General features: G+C 65.5%; 15 protein-coding genes. 4 read left to right on the top strand and 11 right to left on the bottom strand.

From position 1 onward, the window contains the following. Nucleotides 1–21: 21 nt before the first annotated feature. Nucleotides 22–1,374 (top strand): ATP-binding protein, encoded by a 1,353-nt coding sequence (locus tag CR152_RS29620; RefSeq protein WP_099882922.1) that lies wholly within the window; start codon nucleotides 22–24, stop codon nucleotides 1,372–1,374. Between the two features lie 38 nt (nucleotides 1,375–1,412). Here CR152_RS29620 and CR152_RS29615 read toward each other — a convergent pair whose 3' ends face one another. The 6 genes from CR152_RS29615 to CR152_RS29590 are packed head-to-tail and all read right to left on the bottom strand — an operon-like array spanning nucleotide 1,413 to nucleotide 8,497. Next, nucleotides 1,413–1,940, bottom strand: a complete 528-nt coding sequence (locus CR152_RS29615) for a response regulator (protein ID WP_099880982.1) — start codon at nucleotides 1,938–1,940, stop codon at nucleotides 1,413–1,415. Nucleotide 1,941: 1 nt separating this feature from the next. Further along, nucleotides 1,942–3,273 carry a response regulator c-di-GMP phosphodiesterase, NosR family gene (gene nosR / locus CR152_RS29610; protein ID WP_099880980.1) on the bottom strand — a complete coding sequence of 444 codons (1,332 nt, stop codon included), beginning with the start codon at nucleotides 3,271–3,273 and terminating at the stop codon, nucleotides 1,942–1,944. Continuing rightward, complete coding sequence (locus CR152_RS29605) at nucleotides 3,270–4,748, bottom strand: PAS domain-containing sensor histidine kinase (protein ID WP_099880978.1); 1,479 nt, start codon at nucleotides 4,746–4,748, stop codon at nucleotides 3,270–3,272. Before CR152_RS29605 ends, nosR begins: the two co-directional genes overlap by 4 nt. 28 nt (nucleotides 4,749–4,776) lie before the next feature. Next, nucleotides 4,777–5,616 (bottom strand): HDOD domain-containing protein, encoded by an 840-nt coding sequence (locus CR152_RS29600; protein ID WP_099880976.1) that lies wholly within the window; start codon nucleotides 5,614–5,616, stop codon nucleotides 4,777–4,779. Next, a complete protein-coding gene (locus CR152_RS29595; protein WP_099880974.1) occupies nucleotides 5,616–5,945 on the bottom strand; it encodes a hypothetical protein in 330 nt (109 codons plus the stop codon). Before CR152_RS29595 ends, CR152_RS29600 begins: the two co-directional genes overlap by 1 nt. Then, nucleotides 5,942–8,497, bottom strand: coding sequence for an EAL domain-containing protein (locus CR152_RS29590; protein WP_099880973.1), 2,556 nt, complete (start codon nucleotides 8,495–8,497; stop codon nucleotides 5,942–5,944). Before CR152_RS29590 ends, CR152_RS29595 begins: the two co-directional genes overlap by 4 nt. A 216-nt stretch (nucleotides 8,498–8,713) precedes the next feature. On the opposite strand from CR152_RS29590, the gene CR152_RS29585 reads away from it, so the two are divergent. Both CR152_RS29585 and CR152_RS29580 read left to right on the top strand, forming a co-directional pair. Next, the gene (locus CR152_RS29585; RefSeq protein WP_099882920.1) at nucleotides 8,714–9,271 is read left to right on the top strand and encodes a hypothetical protein; all 558 of its coding nucleotides are present in this window, start codon (nucleotides 8,714–8,716) and stop codon (nucleotides 9,269–9,271) included. 244 nt (nucleotides 9,272–9,515) lie between these two features. Continuing rightward, entirely contained in the window at nucleotides 9,516–9,905 is a 390-nt protein-coding gene (locus tag CR152_RS29580; protein WP_099880972.1) for a hypothetical protein, read from the top strand. Between the two features lie 6 nt (nucleotides 9,906–9,911). Here CR152_RS29580 and CR152_RS29575 read toward each other — a convergent pair whose 3' ends face one another. Continuing rightward, nucleotides 9,912–10,760: a universal stress protein gene (locus CR152_RS29575; protein ID WP_099882918.1), complete on the bottom strand. Its 849-nt coding sequence runs from the start codon at nucleotides 10,758–10,760 to the stop codon at nucleotides 9,912–9,914. Between the two features lie 136 nt (nucleotides 10,761–10,896). Between CR152_RS29575 and phbB the strand changes: the two genes are divergently transcribed. Beyond that, entirely contained in the window at nucleotides 10,897–11,643 is a 747-nt protein-coding gene (phbB, locus tag CR152_RS29570) for an acetoacetyl-CoA reductase (protein WP_208640224.1), read from the top strand. A 42-nt stretch (nucleotides 11,644–11,685) separates the two neighbouring features. On the opposite strand, the gene CR152_RS29565 is transcribed toward phbB, so the two are convergent. From CR152_RS29565 to hyi, 4 genes are all read right to left on the bottom strand, one after another. Further along, nucleotides 11,686–12,048, bottom strand: coding sequence for a TraR/DksA family transcriptional regulator (locus CR152_RS29565; RefSeq protein ID WP_167399973.1), 363 nt, complete (start codon nucleotides 12,046–12,048; stop codon nucleotides 11,686–11,688). A 179-nt stretch (nucleotides 12,049–12,227) separates the two neighbouring features. Then, complete coding sequence (locus tag CR152_RS29560) at nucleotides 12,228–12,671, bottom strand: hypothetical protein (RefSeq protein WP_099880970.1); 444 nt, start codon at nucleotides 12,669–12,671, stop codon at nucleotides 12,228–12,230. A gap of 18 nt (nucleotides 12,672–12,689) precedes the next feature. Further along, entirely contained in the window at nucleotides 12,690–13,544 is an 855-nt protein-coding gene (locus CR152_RS29555; protein ID WP_099880968.1) for a hypothetical protein, read from the bottom strand. A gap of 147 nt (nucleotides 13,545–13,691) precedes the next feature. After that, nucleotides 13,692–14,468 (bottom strand): hydroxypyruvate isomerase, encoded by a 777-nt coding sequence (gene hyi, locus CR152_RS29550; protein WP_099880967.1) that lies wholly within the window; start codon nucleotides 14,466–14,468, stop codon nucleotides 13,692–13,694. Between the last annotated feature and the right edge of the window lie 43 nt (nucleotides 14,469–14,511).

Raw genomic sequence — 14,511 nt, 5'->3', positions numbered from 1 at the left:
CCCACGGGATCGATCATGGCGATGCAGTTCGAGGAATTTGAATCCTTCACGTCCGACACGCCGCCCGCGGCGCGCGCGCCGGGCGCGGACGCCGCCTCGCCCCTGGTGCGGCTGCAATACCTGATCGACAATACCCCGGCCATCATCTATTGCACCGTGCCCAGCGGCGACTTCAAGATGACATTCGTGAGCAACAATGCCTACAATGTGCTGGGCTACCGGCCCGAAGACATGGTGGCCGATCCCAATTTCTGGTTCGACCATATTCATCCGGACGACGCGCCGGCGATTTTTTCCAGCTTGGCGCTGGTGTTCGTGGAAGGGCAGCGCGCCTACGAGTACCGCTTCCGCGCCGCCGACGGCGGCTACCTGTGGATGCACGACACCCTGCGCCTGATCCGCGACGAGCAGGGCGCGCCGCTCGAAGTGATCGGCGCGCTCACCGACATCACGATCCGCAAGACCATGGAAGAGGCGCTCTACAGCAAGGGCCAGGAACAGCAATTGCTGATCGGCCGTTTGCAGGAAGCGCAGAACCAGTTGCTGCAGTCGGAAAAGATGGCGTCGATCGGCCAGCTGGCCGCCGGCATCGCGCACGAAATCAACAATCCGGTCGGTTTCGTCAATTCCAATATGAGCACCTTGCAAAAGTACGTGGCCACCCTGTTCGGCGTGGTGCGCGAGTACGATGCCGCGATTGCCGCCCACAGCCCGCCGCCGGCGCTGGCCAGCGCCATCGCGCAGATCGGCAAGCGCGCCGACCTGGCATTCTTGCAGGATGATGCGACCGACCTGGTGCGCGAGTCGATGGATGGCCTCAAGCGGGTCAAGGATATCGTGCAGGCGCTCAAGGATTTTTCGCATGTGGGCGAGACTGAATGGCAGGTGGCCGATTTGCACCATGGGCTCGACAGCACGCTGAACATCGTTTCCAACGAGATCAAGTACAAGGCCACGGTCGACAAGCAGTACGGGCAGCTGCCGCCGGTCACCTGCCTGGCGTCGCAGCTCAATCAGGTGTTCATGAATTTGCTGGTCAACGCCGGTCATGCGATCAAGGACAAGGGCGTGATCACGATCCGCACCGGCGCCGAAGAGGGTTGGGTGTGGGTAGCGGTGAGCGACACCGGCTGCGGCATCGCGCAGGAGCATCTGAACCGGATTTTCGAGCCGTTTTTTACCACCAAGCCGGTGGGCAGCGGCACCGGCCTGGGCTTGTCGCTGTCGTATGGGATTGTGAACAAGCATGGCGGACGGATCGATGTGGCCTCCACGCCGGGGGAGGGAACCACGTTCACGGTGCGCTTGCCGGTGGTGCCGCCGGCGGCGGTGTCGCCGGGGTCGGAGCCGGGGACGGCTGGCGCCGCGGCATAGGCCCGCTATCGCGCGTCCCGGACCCGAGCGGGCTGGGGCTACATGATAATTTCTCCGTTCGGCCCCCACTTCACCTTCAGCAGCCCCGGTTCCTCTTCCTCCATCTTGCGCAACGCGAGTTCCTCTTTGCTCAGGGTGCCCTCCTGCACGCGCTGGCGGTCGGCCAGCAGGTGCTCCTTGCGCAGCGAATCGCGGTATTCGAACGCCAGGCGGATGTTTTCCCGTAAATCGCCCACCTGCCACGGCTTGGGAATAAAGCGGAACACCTGGGCGTCGTTGATCGCACTGGTCACCGTCTCGAACTCGGTCGAGGCCGATAAAATCATGCGCACCGTGTCCGGCGCCACTTCCTTGATCGCGTGCAAAAATTCCACGCCCGTCATCTGGGGCATCCGGAAATCGGAAATCACCAGATCGAAGGTGCATTCGGCGCAGCGGGTCAGCGCATCGAACGGATCGGTAAACGTTTCAATATGCAGGTCCTCAATCTCCAGGTGCTGGCGCATGGCCCGTACCAGTGCGTTCAGGACGTTGATTTCATCATCGACCAAAAGAATTCGTCGCATGTCAGTCCCCTTTCGGTGGTGCAGGCCACACCCAGATATTCAGGCGGACCTCGTTCTTGGCTTCAAAATCCTGGACTTGCTGGATCAGGCGCTCGTCGAGCACATGGTCGGCCGAGAGCAGCATGACGCCGTCCGGCGTGACCAGGTCGCGCGAAAGTGTCATGCCCGGCGTCAGGTACTTGGCCACCGTGGCCAGGTCGCGCAGTTTTTCCACCGGTTCGCCATCCATCAGCGCGCGGAACGCGGCCACCACCTTGGGGTCGTAGCGCTTGCCCACCGCGTCGTAGATGATCTGCTTGGCGTCGGGCGCGAGCACCTTGCGCTGCAGCAGCGCGCCGATCTGCAGGTTGTCGTAGTCCGACGCCAGCGCCAGGATGCGCGCACCCAGGGGAATCAAAGGGCCGGCTATGCCGTCCGGAAAGCCGCCGCCGTCGAAGCGTTCCATGTGGGCACGCAGCAGGGCCGCCACCCCGCGCAAGTCGTCCAGCGGCATCAGCAGTTGCTCGGCGCGCAGCGGGTGCTTGCGGAACACGCCCAGCATGTCGCCGGCCAGCAGGTTGACCGGCATCGCCAGCAAGTCGTCCGGGAAACCGATCTTGCCGATGTCGTGCAGCAGCGCGGCAATGAACACTTCCTGGGTCGCGTTCGCATCGAGCCCGAGCTTGACGGCGATGCGCCGCGCCAGATCGGCGACCCGGCGCGAATGACCCGCCAAATTTCCACCGCGCATCTCGATCATGCTGGACAGGATCTTGATGGTCGTGATGAAATTGCCCTTGAGTTTTTTGTTGGTCTCAAGGATGGTGTCGCGCGAACTGCGCAGCTCTTCGGTGCGGATCTCGACCTTCGCTTCCAGGCTCTGGTTGAGCGTCTTGAGTTCATCGTTCTGGCGCAGGGTCAAGGCTTCCAGGCGCGCTTTTTCCCGCTCCAGCGCGTGGCGTTCGAGCCCGTGGCGCACCACCAGCAGGATATCGTTGTCGTCCCACGGTTTGGTGATGTAGCGGTAGATTTCGCCGCGGTTGATCGCCGCCAGGATCGAGGATACGTCCGAGTAGCCGGTCAGCAGCAGGCGCACGGTGTCGGGCCAGCGCTGGCGCACATGTTCGAGGAATTTGGCGCCGTCCATTTCCGGCATGCGCATGTCGGAAATGACCAGGTCCACTTTTTCCTGTTCCAGGATGGCCAGGCCGGCCGCGCCGCTTTCGGCCACCAGCACCCGGTAGCCCTCCGGGCGGAACAGGCGGCGCAGCGCCGACAGGATGTTCGGTTCGTCGTCGACGCACAGCACGGTGGCCGGAGGTGGGGCAAGATCGTCGGTCAGGCTGTCTGTCATGGGCTGGGCTCCTCGCTTGCTACGGTGGTCTGGCGCACCGGCAGGACGATGCGGAACGTGGTGCCACGTCCCACCTCGCTGTCGACGTCGATGCTGCCACGGTGTTTTTGAATGATGCCGTAGGCCAGGGACAGGCCCAGGCCGGTTCCCTTGCCCACCGGCTTGGTGGTGAAGAAGGGATCGAAGATGCGCGACAGGTTTTCGCGCGCGATCCCGCCGCCGTTGTCGGCCACCTCGATCCATACCTGTTCGCCCTCGGGCCCGGCTTCAAGGCCCTGGCTGGTGCCGGTGCGCACCGTGATCGTGCCGCGCCGCTCGCTCATCGCATGGGCCGCGTTGACCACCAGGTTCATGATCACCTGGTTCACCTGCGAAGGCAGGCATTCGATGTCGGGAATGGCGCCGTACTGCTTGACCACGTCGGCCTTGTACTTGACCTCGTTGGAAACGATGTTCAGGGTCGAATCGATGCCGCCGTGTACGTTCGCCCAGACCCAGTCCTGGTTGGCGTCCACGCGCGAGAAATCCTTCAGGTCTTGCACGATGTGGCGCACGCGCACGATGCCTTCCTTCGACTCGCTCATCAGGACGGGAATATCTTCGCGCAGGAAATCGAGGTCGAGCGTCTTGCGCATCGCCGCCAGCCGCGCCGCTGTTTCGGGGCTGGCTTCGGTTTCCGCCTCCTGGTACACATGCAGCATGTCGAACAGCTGGTCGAGGTAGCTTTGCAGGGTGCCGAAATTGGAAAAGATGTAGCCGATCGGATTGTTGATCTCGTGCGCCACGCCGGCCGCCAGCTGCCCGATCGAGGCCAGCTTTTCGGACTGCACCAGCTGCTCCTGGGCCATCGACAGCTTGGCGTTCAGTTCGGTCAGGGCGAGGTGCTTGGCGCGCAGTTCGGCGTCGGCGATCTGGCGCTGGCGCAGGTCGTCTTCCAGCCGTTCGTTGGCCTCGGCCAGTTGGGCGGTGCGTTTCTCGATCAGGTGTTCGAGGTTGTCGTGGGCGCGCCGCAGGGCGTTTTCGGCCACCCGCCGCTCGGTCACGTCGCGCATGGTTTCGATCGCGCCGACCACCTGGCCGGAGGCGTCGCGCAGGGGCGCGGCGGTAAAGTGCAGCCAGTGCCCGCCCACGCCCAGGTTCTCGAAAAAGCCTTCGGTTTCGTAGGCGCCGGGAATCAGGGCCGACTGGCGGTGCGCGGCCAGGCCGGTGCCGTCGCCCGAGACGATCATGTCCGACAGCATCTGCCGCTCGTGCGCATAAAACGCCACGCCATGGTTGCGCGTGCCGATCATCGCTTCGGTGCTCCAGCCGAGCAGGTGTTCGCAGGCCTTGTTCCAGTGCGTGATGGTGTGCTCGTGGTCGATCACGAAGGTGGCCACCGGGTGGCCGTCGAGCAGTTCGGACAGGGCAATCCGGCCGCCGCCGCCATCGGCGGCGGGCAGGCTGGTATGAAACGGGTGTTCGCGGTTGGGCATGTTGATGGCCTTTATGGCACGCGTCGCGCTAGCTGACGAGAATCTGGCACATATCGACAAAGGTCGACTCGGAATCGCGGAACAGTTTGGCGCAGTCGGCCTCGCTCAGCGCCAGGCTCACCCACAGCGCCTGCGACAGCGGCGGCACCAGGTCGTCTTCCTCGCCGGACAGGTCGAGCGCGTGCGCAAAGACGTTGGCGGCGTTGATCAGCAGCGGCAGGGTCGGGGTACCGGCGCTGTCGAGCTGGTGGTGGTTGGCCACCGCTTCCTGCATGGCGGCCGGGAACTTCCAGTAGGCCGCCAGGGCGGCGCCGGCCATCGCGTGGTCGATCCCGATCACGGCGCGCTCGGCCTCGATGACGTAGCAATCGTGTTCCTTGCGGTAAGCCAGCATGGCCGCGTACTCGGTGGGAAAGCGCGTGGCCAGCACCAGGGTGCCGATATCGTGCAGCAGGCCGGCCGTGAATGCGGTGTCGGGATTGAGTTTCAGGTGCACCGCCAGCAGCTTGGCGCACACCGCCGTGGCCACCGAATGGCGCCAGAAAGCCTGGAAATTGACGCCGCCGCTGGTGCTGGCGGGAAAGCTGCCGGTCACCGCGCACGCCGTCACCAAGGTGCGGATGCTGTGAAAGCCCAGCACCGAAATGGCCTGGTGGATGGTGGTCACCTTGGATGACATGCCGTAGAACGAGGAGTTGGCCAGGCGCAGCGTCTTGGCCGTGAGCGACTGGTCGAGCGCGATCTTGTCGCCCAGGACGTGCACATCGATATCTTCCTGCTCCATGGTCGAGAGCAGTTCCACCACCACCGTCGACAGCGAGGGCAGGTCGCGGATGCGTTTGACGAGGTCGTCGAGCGAGGTGGCCATCAGCAGCTCCTGCGGTAGGCCAGCAGGCGCTCGTAGAGCACCGCGCTGGCGCTGGCGGGCGCGCCGGAGAGGGAGCGCCGGAACAGGTGTTCCAGGCGCGCGCACTGGCGCTCGCGTTCGGCGCGCACGGCCGCCTCGTCGACCGGGGGCGCGGCGCCCACCACCTGTATCTGCTCGATGCCGCGCCGGCGCAGCGAGGCCAGCGAGGAGGCGCTGAGGGTGGCGCCGGCCGGCAGCAGCACGCCGCCGCCGGCGTCGCGCAAATCCTGGGCCAGCACCATGCCTTCGCTGGCGTCGTCGATATCGATGGTGTCTTCGGCAGGCGTCATTCGGTTTCCTCGCACACGCTAATGATGATCAGGCTGCCGCGCGACTGCGAATTCGCGCCCATGGGATGCGCTACCACCTGATAGCAGCGCTCGTTGATATGGACCTGGTGGCTGCCGCTGGGGGCCAGGCCGTCGGGAAACAGTTCGGGCAGGACGATCTCCGCCTCATTGCCGAGTATGGCACCATTCTGGCGGAACATGCGCTCGGCTGCGCCGTTCACAAACGCCACCATGCCATCGTCGTCGAGCCCGATCACCGCCAGCGGTACGAACTGCAGCAATTCGCGTGCCACGTTCAGGCTGATCTCGTCGCGCGTGATCTGCTGCTGCTTCTGGCGCAGCACGTCTTCCATGCGCCGGTTGGCCGCGGCCAGTTCGTGGTTGGCGGTGCGCAGCTCCAGGTTCAGGCGTTCATTGTCGTCGGCGATTTCCTTGAGCCGGAACGCTTCGGCGATGTGGGTGCGCAGCTGCTCGTCGTCCCAGGGCTTGGTGAGGAACTTGAAGATCGCGCCCTCGTTGACGGCGTCGGTCACCGATTGCAATTCGGTGTAGCCCGACAGCATGATGCGGATCGTGTCCGGATACAAGCCCTTGGCCGCGCGCAGGAAGTCGGCGCCGATCATGCCCGGCATGCGCTGGTCCGACACGATCACGTCGACCGCATTGGCGGCCAGCACGTCGAGCCCTTCCTGGCCGCTGTTGGCCGACAGGATCTGGTAACCGTCGCGCCGCAGCAGGCGCTTCAGGGCCGAGACGATGTTTTGCTCGTCGTCCACCAGCAGCAGGGTGCGCGGCTGCTTCTGGATGCGCAGCAGATGCGGCGGCACCGCATGGCGCGCGGCCAGCATCCCGGCCACCTCGTCGCGGTCGCAGGGCTTGCCGAAGAAATAGCCCTGGATCTGGTCGCACATATTGCGCCGCAAGAAGTCGCACTGGGCTTCGGTTTCCACCCCCTCGGCCGCCACTTCGATGCCCAGGTGGTGCGCCATCGAAATGATGGTCTTGACCAGGGCGGCATCGTCGGCGCCGGTGACGATATTGCCGGTCAGCCCGCAGTCGATCTTGACCAGGTCGAGCGGGAAGCGCTTGAGGTGGTTGAGCGAGGAGTAGCCGGTGCCGAAGTCGTCCAGGGTCAGGCCGATTCCCAGCGCTTTCAGCTGGGCCAGGGTGGCGTCGCTGCTGGGCAGGTCCTGCATCAGGGCCGCTTCGGTGATTTCCAGCGACAGCTGGGAGGGCGCGATGCCCGACTGCGCCAGCGCGTCGGCCACCACCTGGGGCAGTGCGGCGTCGCGGAACTGCTTGGGCGAGATATTGATCGCCACCCGCACCGTCGGCAGGCCGGCCGTGCGCCAGGCCACCATGTCCTCGACCGCGCGGCGCAGGCTCCAGTAGCCGAGCGCGGTGGTCAGGCCGGCCGCCTCGGCCAGCGGGATGAAGCGCCCGGCGGGAATGAGGCCCATCACCGGGTGCTGCCAGCGCACCAGCGCCTCGAGCGCGCAGATGGCGCCCTGCTGCAGGTCGGCCACCGGCTGGTATTGCAGCTGCAGCTGGCCTTCGATGAGGGCGATGCGCAGCGCCGCCTCCATCTGGGCCCGCTCGGCGGTGCGCTGGTTCATTTCGGGGGTGAAAAACTGCAGCTGGTTGCCGCCCAGGCCGAGCGCATGCGACAGTGCCATGTCGGCGTAGCGCAGCAGGGTCACGCCATCGTCCGCATCCTGCGGAAAGCGCGCAATACCGATGCTGCAGCCGGCGTGCAGGCTCTGGCCGATGACGGGGAAGGGCGCGCCGATCACGCGCACGATGTGCTCGCACACGGCCTGCACCTGCGCGGTGCTGTCGACCTCGTCGAGCACCAGCACGAATTCGTTGCCGCCGTGGCGAGACAAGGTGTCCTGCGGGCGCATGCAGCCCTGGATGCGCATGGCCACGCTGATCAGCAACTGGTCGCCGGCCACGTAGCCGAGGCTTTCGTTGACCAGGTTAAAGCCGTCCAGCGCCAGGCACAGTACCGCCAAGCCGTCCGCGCGCTGCCGGGCGCGCGCCATGGCCGCCTGCAGGCGCTCGTTGAAGAGGCTGCGGTTGGCCAGGCCGGTGAGGGCGTCGTGGGTCGACAGGTGCGCCAGCAGGGCTTGCTGTTCGTGCAGCTCGCTGACGTTCTCGGCAATGCAGACCAGCTGGCGCGGGGTAATGCCGTCGCCTTCGCCTTCGTGCGGCACCGCGCTGATGGTCCACTGGCACCACGGGGCGCTGCCGCCGGCGCCGCCCACGCGCAGCAGCAGCGAGGCGCTGGCGCCGCCGGCCGCCACGTCCGCCAGCGCCGCGCCGAACGGCCCGCCGGGAACGGCGCCTTCGGCGCCCCCAAGCAGGATGGCGCTGGTGCCGATCAGCTGCTCCGGCGTGCGGCCGCTGAGCTGGCAAAAGGCGGGGTTGACATCGAGGATGGGAAAGGCGGCGACGCTGGCATCGACCAGCAGCACACCGTTGCTACACGCGGACAGCACCGCGGCGGCGGCGGGACTCGATCGTAAGGGATGCGCGGTGTCCAATTCCATCAGCGTCTTTCAATAAAGATTGCGAGCTTGCTGGGCCTTGCCGGGCAGACGAAACAAGCCGTCTTACCGTCGATTTATATTATACGGAGAAATATTTACCGAGCGGGAGGGAAAGATTTCTTTTTGTTGCGCCCTGGCCTTAGGTGCGTTTGCGTACAGAGGAAACGGGCGTGTTGGCGCATGCTGGCCCCATCATTAATGCAGGAGGAATACAGCATGTCTACCATCGTTGCAGGTCATTTTCAACTTCAGGACGAGATCGATCACGCGCGCCGCGAGCTGGTGCGCGCCGGATTTTCCGAAGATCGTATTTCCGCCTTTTTCCTGAACCAGCCGGGCCAGCATGACCAGACCCCGATCGGCGGCGACAACATGCAGTCTCCGGGCGCCAAGGAAACCCCGGAAGGCGTGCTGCAAGGCGCGGCCACCGGTGGCGCGCTCGGCGTGGCCGTGGGCGCGGCGACCGCCTTTGTCACCGGTCCGGCCGGTCCGATCGTGGGCGGCCTGGTGGGCGCGCACGTCGGCTCGCTGTTCAGCCTATCTAAAATGAAGGATGCCGGCGAGAAGGAAGAGGGCAGCAATGCCAACCGCTACGAACCGCGCCAGTCCGGCATGCTGATCGCCGTGGCGGCCGACCAGCCGGACCAGGAAGCGCGCGCCATCGACGTGCTGCGCGGGCTCGGCTCGCACCATATCGAGCGTGCCAAGGGCACCATCGAAGGTGGCGACTGGACCGATTTCGATCCGCTCAGCTTGCCGGTGCTGGTGCAGTAAGCCGCACCTGACGCCTCTGCCGGTTCAGCGCCGGCGGAAAGCGCGCGCCGCCCGGCCTTCGTGCCCGGCGGCGCGTTTGCATTTGTTGGCATTTGTTTACATTTCATGCTGCCTGCAACAGCGTTCAGATAGCGCTTCCCAACGCGGGGTTTTTCGGTATTATGCTCTTTACATAGTGCATCCATGTACCAGTCCAGCCAGCGCATCCGCGCCGGTGGCTGCGTGCCGACGGGAGGACGCGACCATGAACCAAGCCTGGCTCACCCTGACGAGCATGGACGGACGCGACATCGCCGCGCCCACCGAGGCCCAGCTGACGGCTGTTCTGGCCGAGCTGTACGCAGCGCCGCGCAAGACCCGGTCCAAGGCCGAGGCCAAGGGGAACGGCGCGCCCGCGCCTGCGGCTGAACCGGCCAGCGCGGCCTTGCGCTTCGGATACGACGACGGTTTGATGTATGTGATCGAAGTGAGCCGCGGGGGCGCCATCCGCTTCGAGGAATGGTCCGACCGCGACTGCGAACTGGCGCTGGCGCCGCCGCGCCGCATGAGCGCCGACCTGACCCTGGCGCAGCAGCTATGGTCGCTCATGGCGCGGCGCCAGGTGTCGCGCATCCGCGAACTCGACTGGCACTGAAACGGCTCAGTGCGCCATCAGCACCGGCACGCTCATCGACTCGAACAAGGTCCGCGTGACCCCGCCCAGGATGGTTTCGCGCACGCGCGAGTGGCCATAGGCGCCCATCACCAGCAGGTCGGCATTTTTCTGGGCGGCCAGCGCCAGCAGCGCTTCGCCCACTTGCTGGCGCTTGTGCGCCAGCGCGTGCACCGCGAAATTGGCGTGCACGCCATGCCGCGCCAGCCAGGGGCGCGGATCGGCCGCGCGCGCGTCGGCCGCCGTGTGGCTGCCGGGACCGGTATCGAACACCGCCAGGTCGACCGCGACCGCGTGGCGCAGCAGCGGCAGCGCCAGTTGCAGCGCGCAGGCCGCCTCGCGGCTGGCATCCCACGACACCAGCACGCGCTGCCCGACACTGGCGCGCTCGCCGGTGAACGGCACCATCAGCACCGGCTTGCCGGAGTGCAGTACCACATAGGCGGGCAGGTCGGCCAGCAGGCCCGGTCCGCCCTGGTCCGGATCGGACTGGCTCAATACGACCACGTCGGCCACCCGTCCATGCAGGCACAGGCCGCCGCCGGCGTCGTCGTCTATGACGCGCGCCTCGTGCGAGGCCACCGCGGCCGCCTCGCAGCGCTGGCTGAAGGCGGCCAGCGCTTCCTGCGCCTGCTCGCGCAGGAAACCCAGGTGCAGCGACAGCGTGGGGTCGCTCTGGCCGGGCGGCAGGCTGGGAAGAAGGGTGCGCGCGACCCCGGTCGGGGCCATGCCGATGAGATGGCCGCCGCCACTGTTGGCCAGCGTGATCGCCACGCCGATGCGCGCGTACGCGGACGGACTGTCGTCAACGTGGACGAGGATGGTCTGATACCCCATGAATGCTCCTGTCTCGATGGACTTGATATCCATCATCTTAAACCATCTTTCCCCAAGCTTTGATATTGCTCAATGTTGCGCACGGTAAGCGCCCTAGACTTGGGCTCGGACTTCACCACGATGACAGGAAAGCATGATGGAAATCAAAAGAGTGGCTCTCGTAACCGGGGGCATGGGAGGTTTGGGAACAGCAATTTGCCAGCGCCTGCACCGGGCCGGCTTCAGCGTGGCGGCGACCTATTCGCCAAACAACAGTTCGCCCGAGGGCTGGCTGGCGGCGCAGCGCGATGAAGGCTATCGCTTCACGGCCTACAAGGCCGACGTGGGCGACTTTGCCGACAGTGAATGGATGGTGCAAAAACTCTTGTCCGAACAGGGGCGCCTGGACGTGCTGGTCAATAATGCCGGCATCACGCGCGACCGCACGCTTGCCAAGATGCATCATGACGACTGGCTCGAGGTCATGCGCACCAATCTCGACAGCGTGTTCAACCTGTCCAAGCAGGCGATCGAGCCGATGACCGCCCAAGGCTGGGGCCGCATCATCAATATTTCCTCGGTTAACGGGCAAAAGGGCGCCTTCGGCCAGACCAACTATTCCGCGGCCAAGGCCGCGATGCACGGTTTCACCAAGGCGCTGGCGCTGGAAATGGCGCGCCATAACGTCACCGTCAACACCATCTCGCCCGGCTACCTGCGCACCAAGATGGTGACCGGGGTGCCGGACGAGGTGATGACGAGCCGTATCCTGCCGCAAATTCCCGTGGGGCGGCTGGGCGAACCGGAGGAAGTGGCGGGCCTGGTCGCCTATCTGTCGTCGGAAGAGGCGGCCTTCGTGACGGGCGCCAATATCGCCATCAATGGCGGGCAGCACATGGTCTGAGCGCGTCAGCGCACGCATCCCCGCTGGCGCGACGAGCGCGCGTCAGCGCTTCTCGGCGCGGGTCTGGCAGGCAATGCAGAGCCGCGCTTCCGGGCGCGCCTGCAGGCGCGAAAAGCCGATCGGATTGCCGCATTCCTCGCACTCGCCATAGCTGCCATCGTCGATGCGCGCCAGCGCCTGGCGCAGCGTGCGCAGTTGCGCCACGTGGTGGCCGGCCGCTTCCAGCGCCAGGTCGTTGAGCAGGCGCACGGTAGCCTTGTCGGCGGGCGAGGTTTCGACCTCCTGCACCGCCAGGTCGCGCGGGCCGGACAGCACCTCGGCCCCATCGTGGCGCGCCAGATCGGCCAGCCGCTGTTCGAGGACGGCTTTGAGGAGCGCAAGCTGCCCTGGTTCCAGTCCATTCATGATGACGCTCGGGAAAGTGAATGTTGGCACGGCCGCGTCACCGCACCGGGACGCGCGCGTGCTGATATCGAGTGTAGCGCGTTCGCGCGGCGCTGAATACCCGCGCACGCGCACGAAGCGTGCCGCCTTCGCGCGTGCGTTGCACGCGTCCGTTGCACGCATCTGTTACACGGGTCACCCTACTGCCCCTTGACCGCCTTGATATGGTCTTGCACATTCTTGAGCGCGAGCGAGACCGTGCCGGGCACGCCGCTGGCCGCCGCGCCGGCCAGTGCCACCACGGACGCGACCAGCCCGGTGACATTGGCGATCGCGGTGATCTTGCGGATTTTTTCGGTCGCGTCGGCGGTCAGCGCCATCACATGCTGCTGCGGCTGGCCCAGGCCCTTGAGCACGGCGCGGGCGGCGTCCAGGTACAGCGCATGCACGTGCTGGCGCAGCACCAGTTCCTCGTCGAGCAGGGCGAAGGCATGGTCGCGTTCCTCCTGGCTCAGCTTGGCGTCGGGGGGCGTGCGGATGGCAACCAGCGCGCGCTCATGCATGGCGGCGGCGCAGGCCGACAATTGCGCGGCCAGCGCCATGATGTCCGCCACACTGGCCAGTCCGTCTTGATCTGTTTTCATAGCACACCTCGGGTCGGTTTAGTCGGCGGCCAGGCCGGCACGGATCATGCGCAGGTCGCGCACGTAAGCGGTCAGCATCTTGCGCATCTCGGACGAGGACATCGTGGCGAGGTTCTCGCGCAGCTTCTGGTGCCCCTGCGCGACCTTGGTCAGTCCCTGGCGCGCCAGCTCGAAGCGCTTGTCGATCATGCGGTACTCGCTGGTCTTGCCCTGCACATGCGCGCGCGCCAGGGTGTACAGCAGGCGGTCCTGGGGCCGGTCGGCCAGCGGCAGGGCCACCTCGAAAAAGCCGAGCACGGTTTTCTTTTCGTTTTCGTTGGCCGCCGCGTACACATCGGTCAGGGTGATCATCGCTTCGAGCAGCACGCGCACGTCGGCGTCGCCTTCGCGCACCATGGTCTCGACGCTTTCCCTCTGATAGTGCGAGGTGACCGCGCGCGTCAGCAGGCGCGCCAGGCCGGTGTAGGCGCTCACCTGTTTCTGGCCAAGGGTGGTTTCAGCCAGCCCGGTCAGGCCCGCGCCCATGTTGTCGATCTGGGGCGTGAAATCGTAGCGCCCCTCGCCGGCCAGTGCGCTCAGGGTTTGCATGTACAGCACCACGGCTTTCTGGATCGTCACGAAATCGTTGTAGGCGGCATGCCGCTTGGCATCGTTTTCCCTGGCCACTTTGTCGGCCGCGGCCGGCAGGTAGGGCTGCTCGCGCAAATAGGTGTCGCGGTAGCGCGTGGACAGTTCGGCGTAGCCGCCCAGGCGGGCCGAGGCGTTGGCGAATTCGCGCACCTCTTCCAGATTGACCTGGTTGCTGACGCAGCCGCCCAGCAACAGGCTGGCGGCGAGAAGGGCGGAGGTGGCGAGGGTGCGAAGCGGGTTCATAAATCCTTTCAGGCGCGCGCGGAAGGGCTTGCCAGAAGTTCCCATTCTTGCGCCGATGATTTGAATGCAGTTTGCTATAGGTCAAACTTCACTGATGTTTTCATTCGCGAAATATGCCTTCGATCAAGTTGTCTATTTTGCCATGGATTAACTCGATGCGCTACGCCAATGAAGGCCGGCGACGGTGTCGCCGCGTGGATGATACTCGCAGCCGACCCAGCCGTCATAACCGAGTTCGTCGAGCAGGGCGAACAGATAGCGGTAATTGATTTCGCCCGTGCCCGGTTCATGGCGGCCGGGATTGTCGGCAACCTGCATGTGGCGGATCAGCGGCAGGTGGGCGCGGATCGTGTTGGCCAGCTCGCCTTCCATGCGCTGCATGTGATAGATGTCGTACTGCATGAACAGATTCGGCGCGCCGCACTCGGCGATCACGGCGGCGGCCTGGGCGCTGCCGGTGAGGAAGTAGCCGGGAATATCGTAGCTGTTGATCGGCTCGATCAACAGGTCGATGCCGTGCCTGGCCACTGCGGCGGCGGCGAAGCGCAGGTTGGCGACGTAGGTCTCGTGGGCGCGTTCGGGTGCGACGCCGGGCGGCAGCTTGCCGGCCAGGCAGTGCAGGCGGCCCACGCCGAGCGCGACGGCGTAGTCGAGGGCCAGCGCCACGCTGTCCTGGAATTGGGTGACGCGCTGCGGATCGCACGCCATGCCGCGCTCGCCCGCGCTCCAGTCGCCCGCGGGCAGGTTGTGCAGCACCAGTTGCAGGTCGTAGCGCGCCAGGCGCTCGGCGATCTGGTCCGCTTCATACGCGTAGGGGAAGAGGAATTCGACAGCGTCGAAGCCGTTGGCGCGGGCGGCGGCGAAGCGGTCGAGGAAGCTCACTTCGGTGAACATCAGGCTGAGGTTGGCGCAGAATTTTGGCATTGCGGGAACGGCGAGTTAGCAAGGCCTTATGCTAACCCGCTTT

Source organism: Massilia violaceinigra (genome assembly GCF_002752675.1).
Classification (GTDB): Bacteria; Pseudomonadota; Gammaproteobacteria; order Burkholderiales; family Burkholderiaceae_D; genus Telluria_A; species Telluria_A violaceinigra.
The sequence above is the reverse complement of the archived record's forward strand: the minus strand, read 5'-3'. Positions and strand labels throughout refer to the sequence as shown.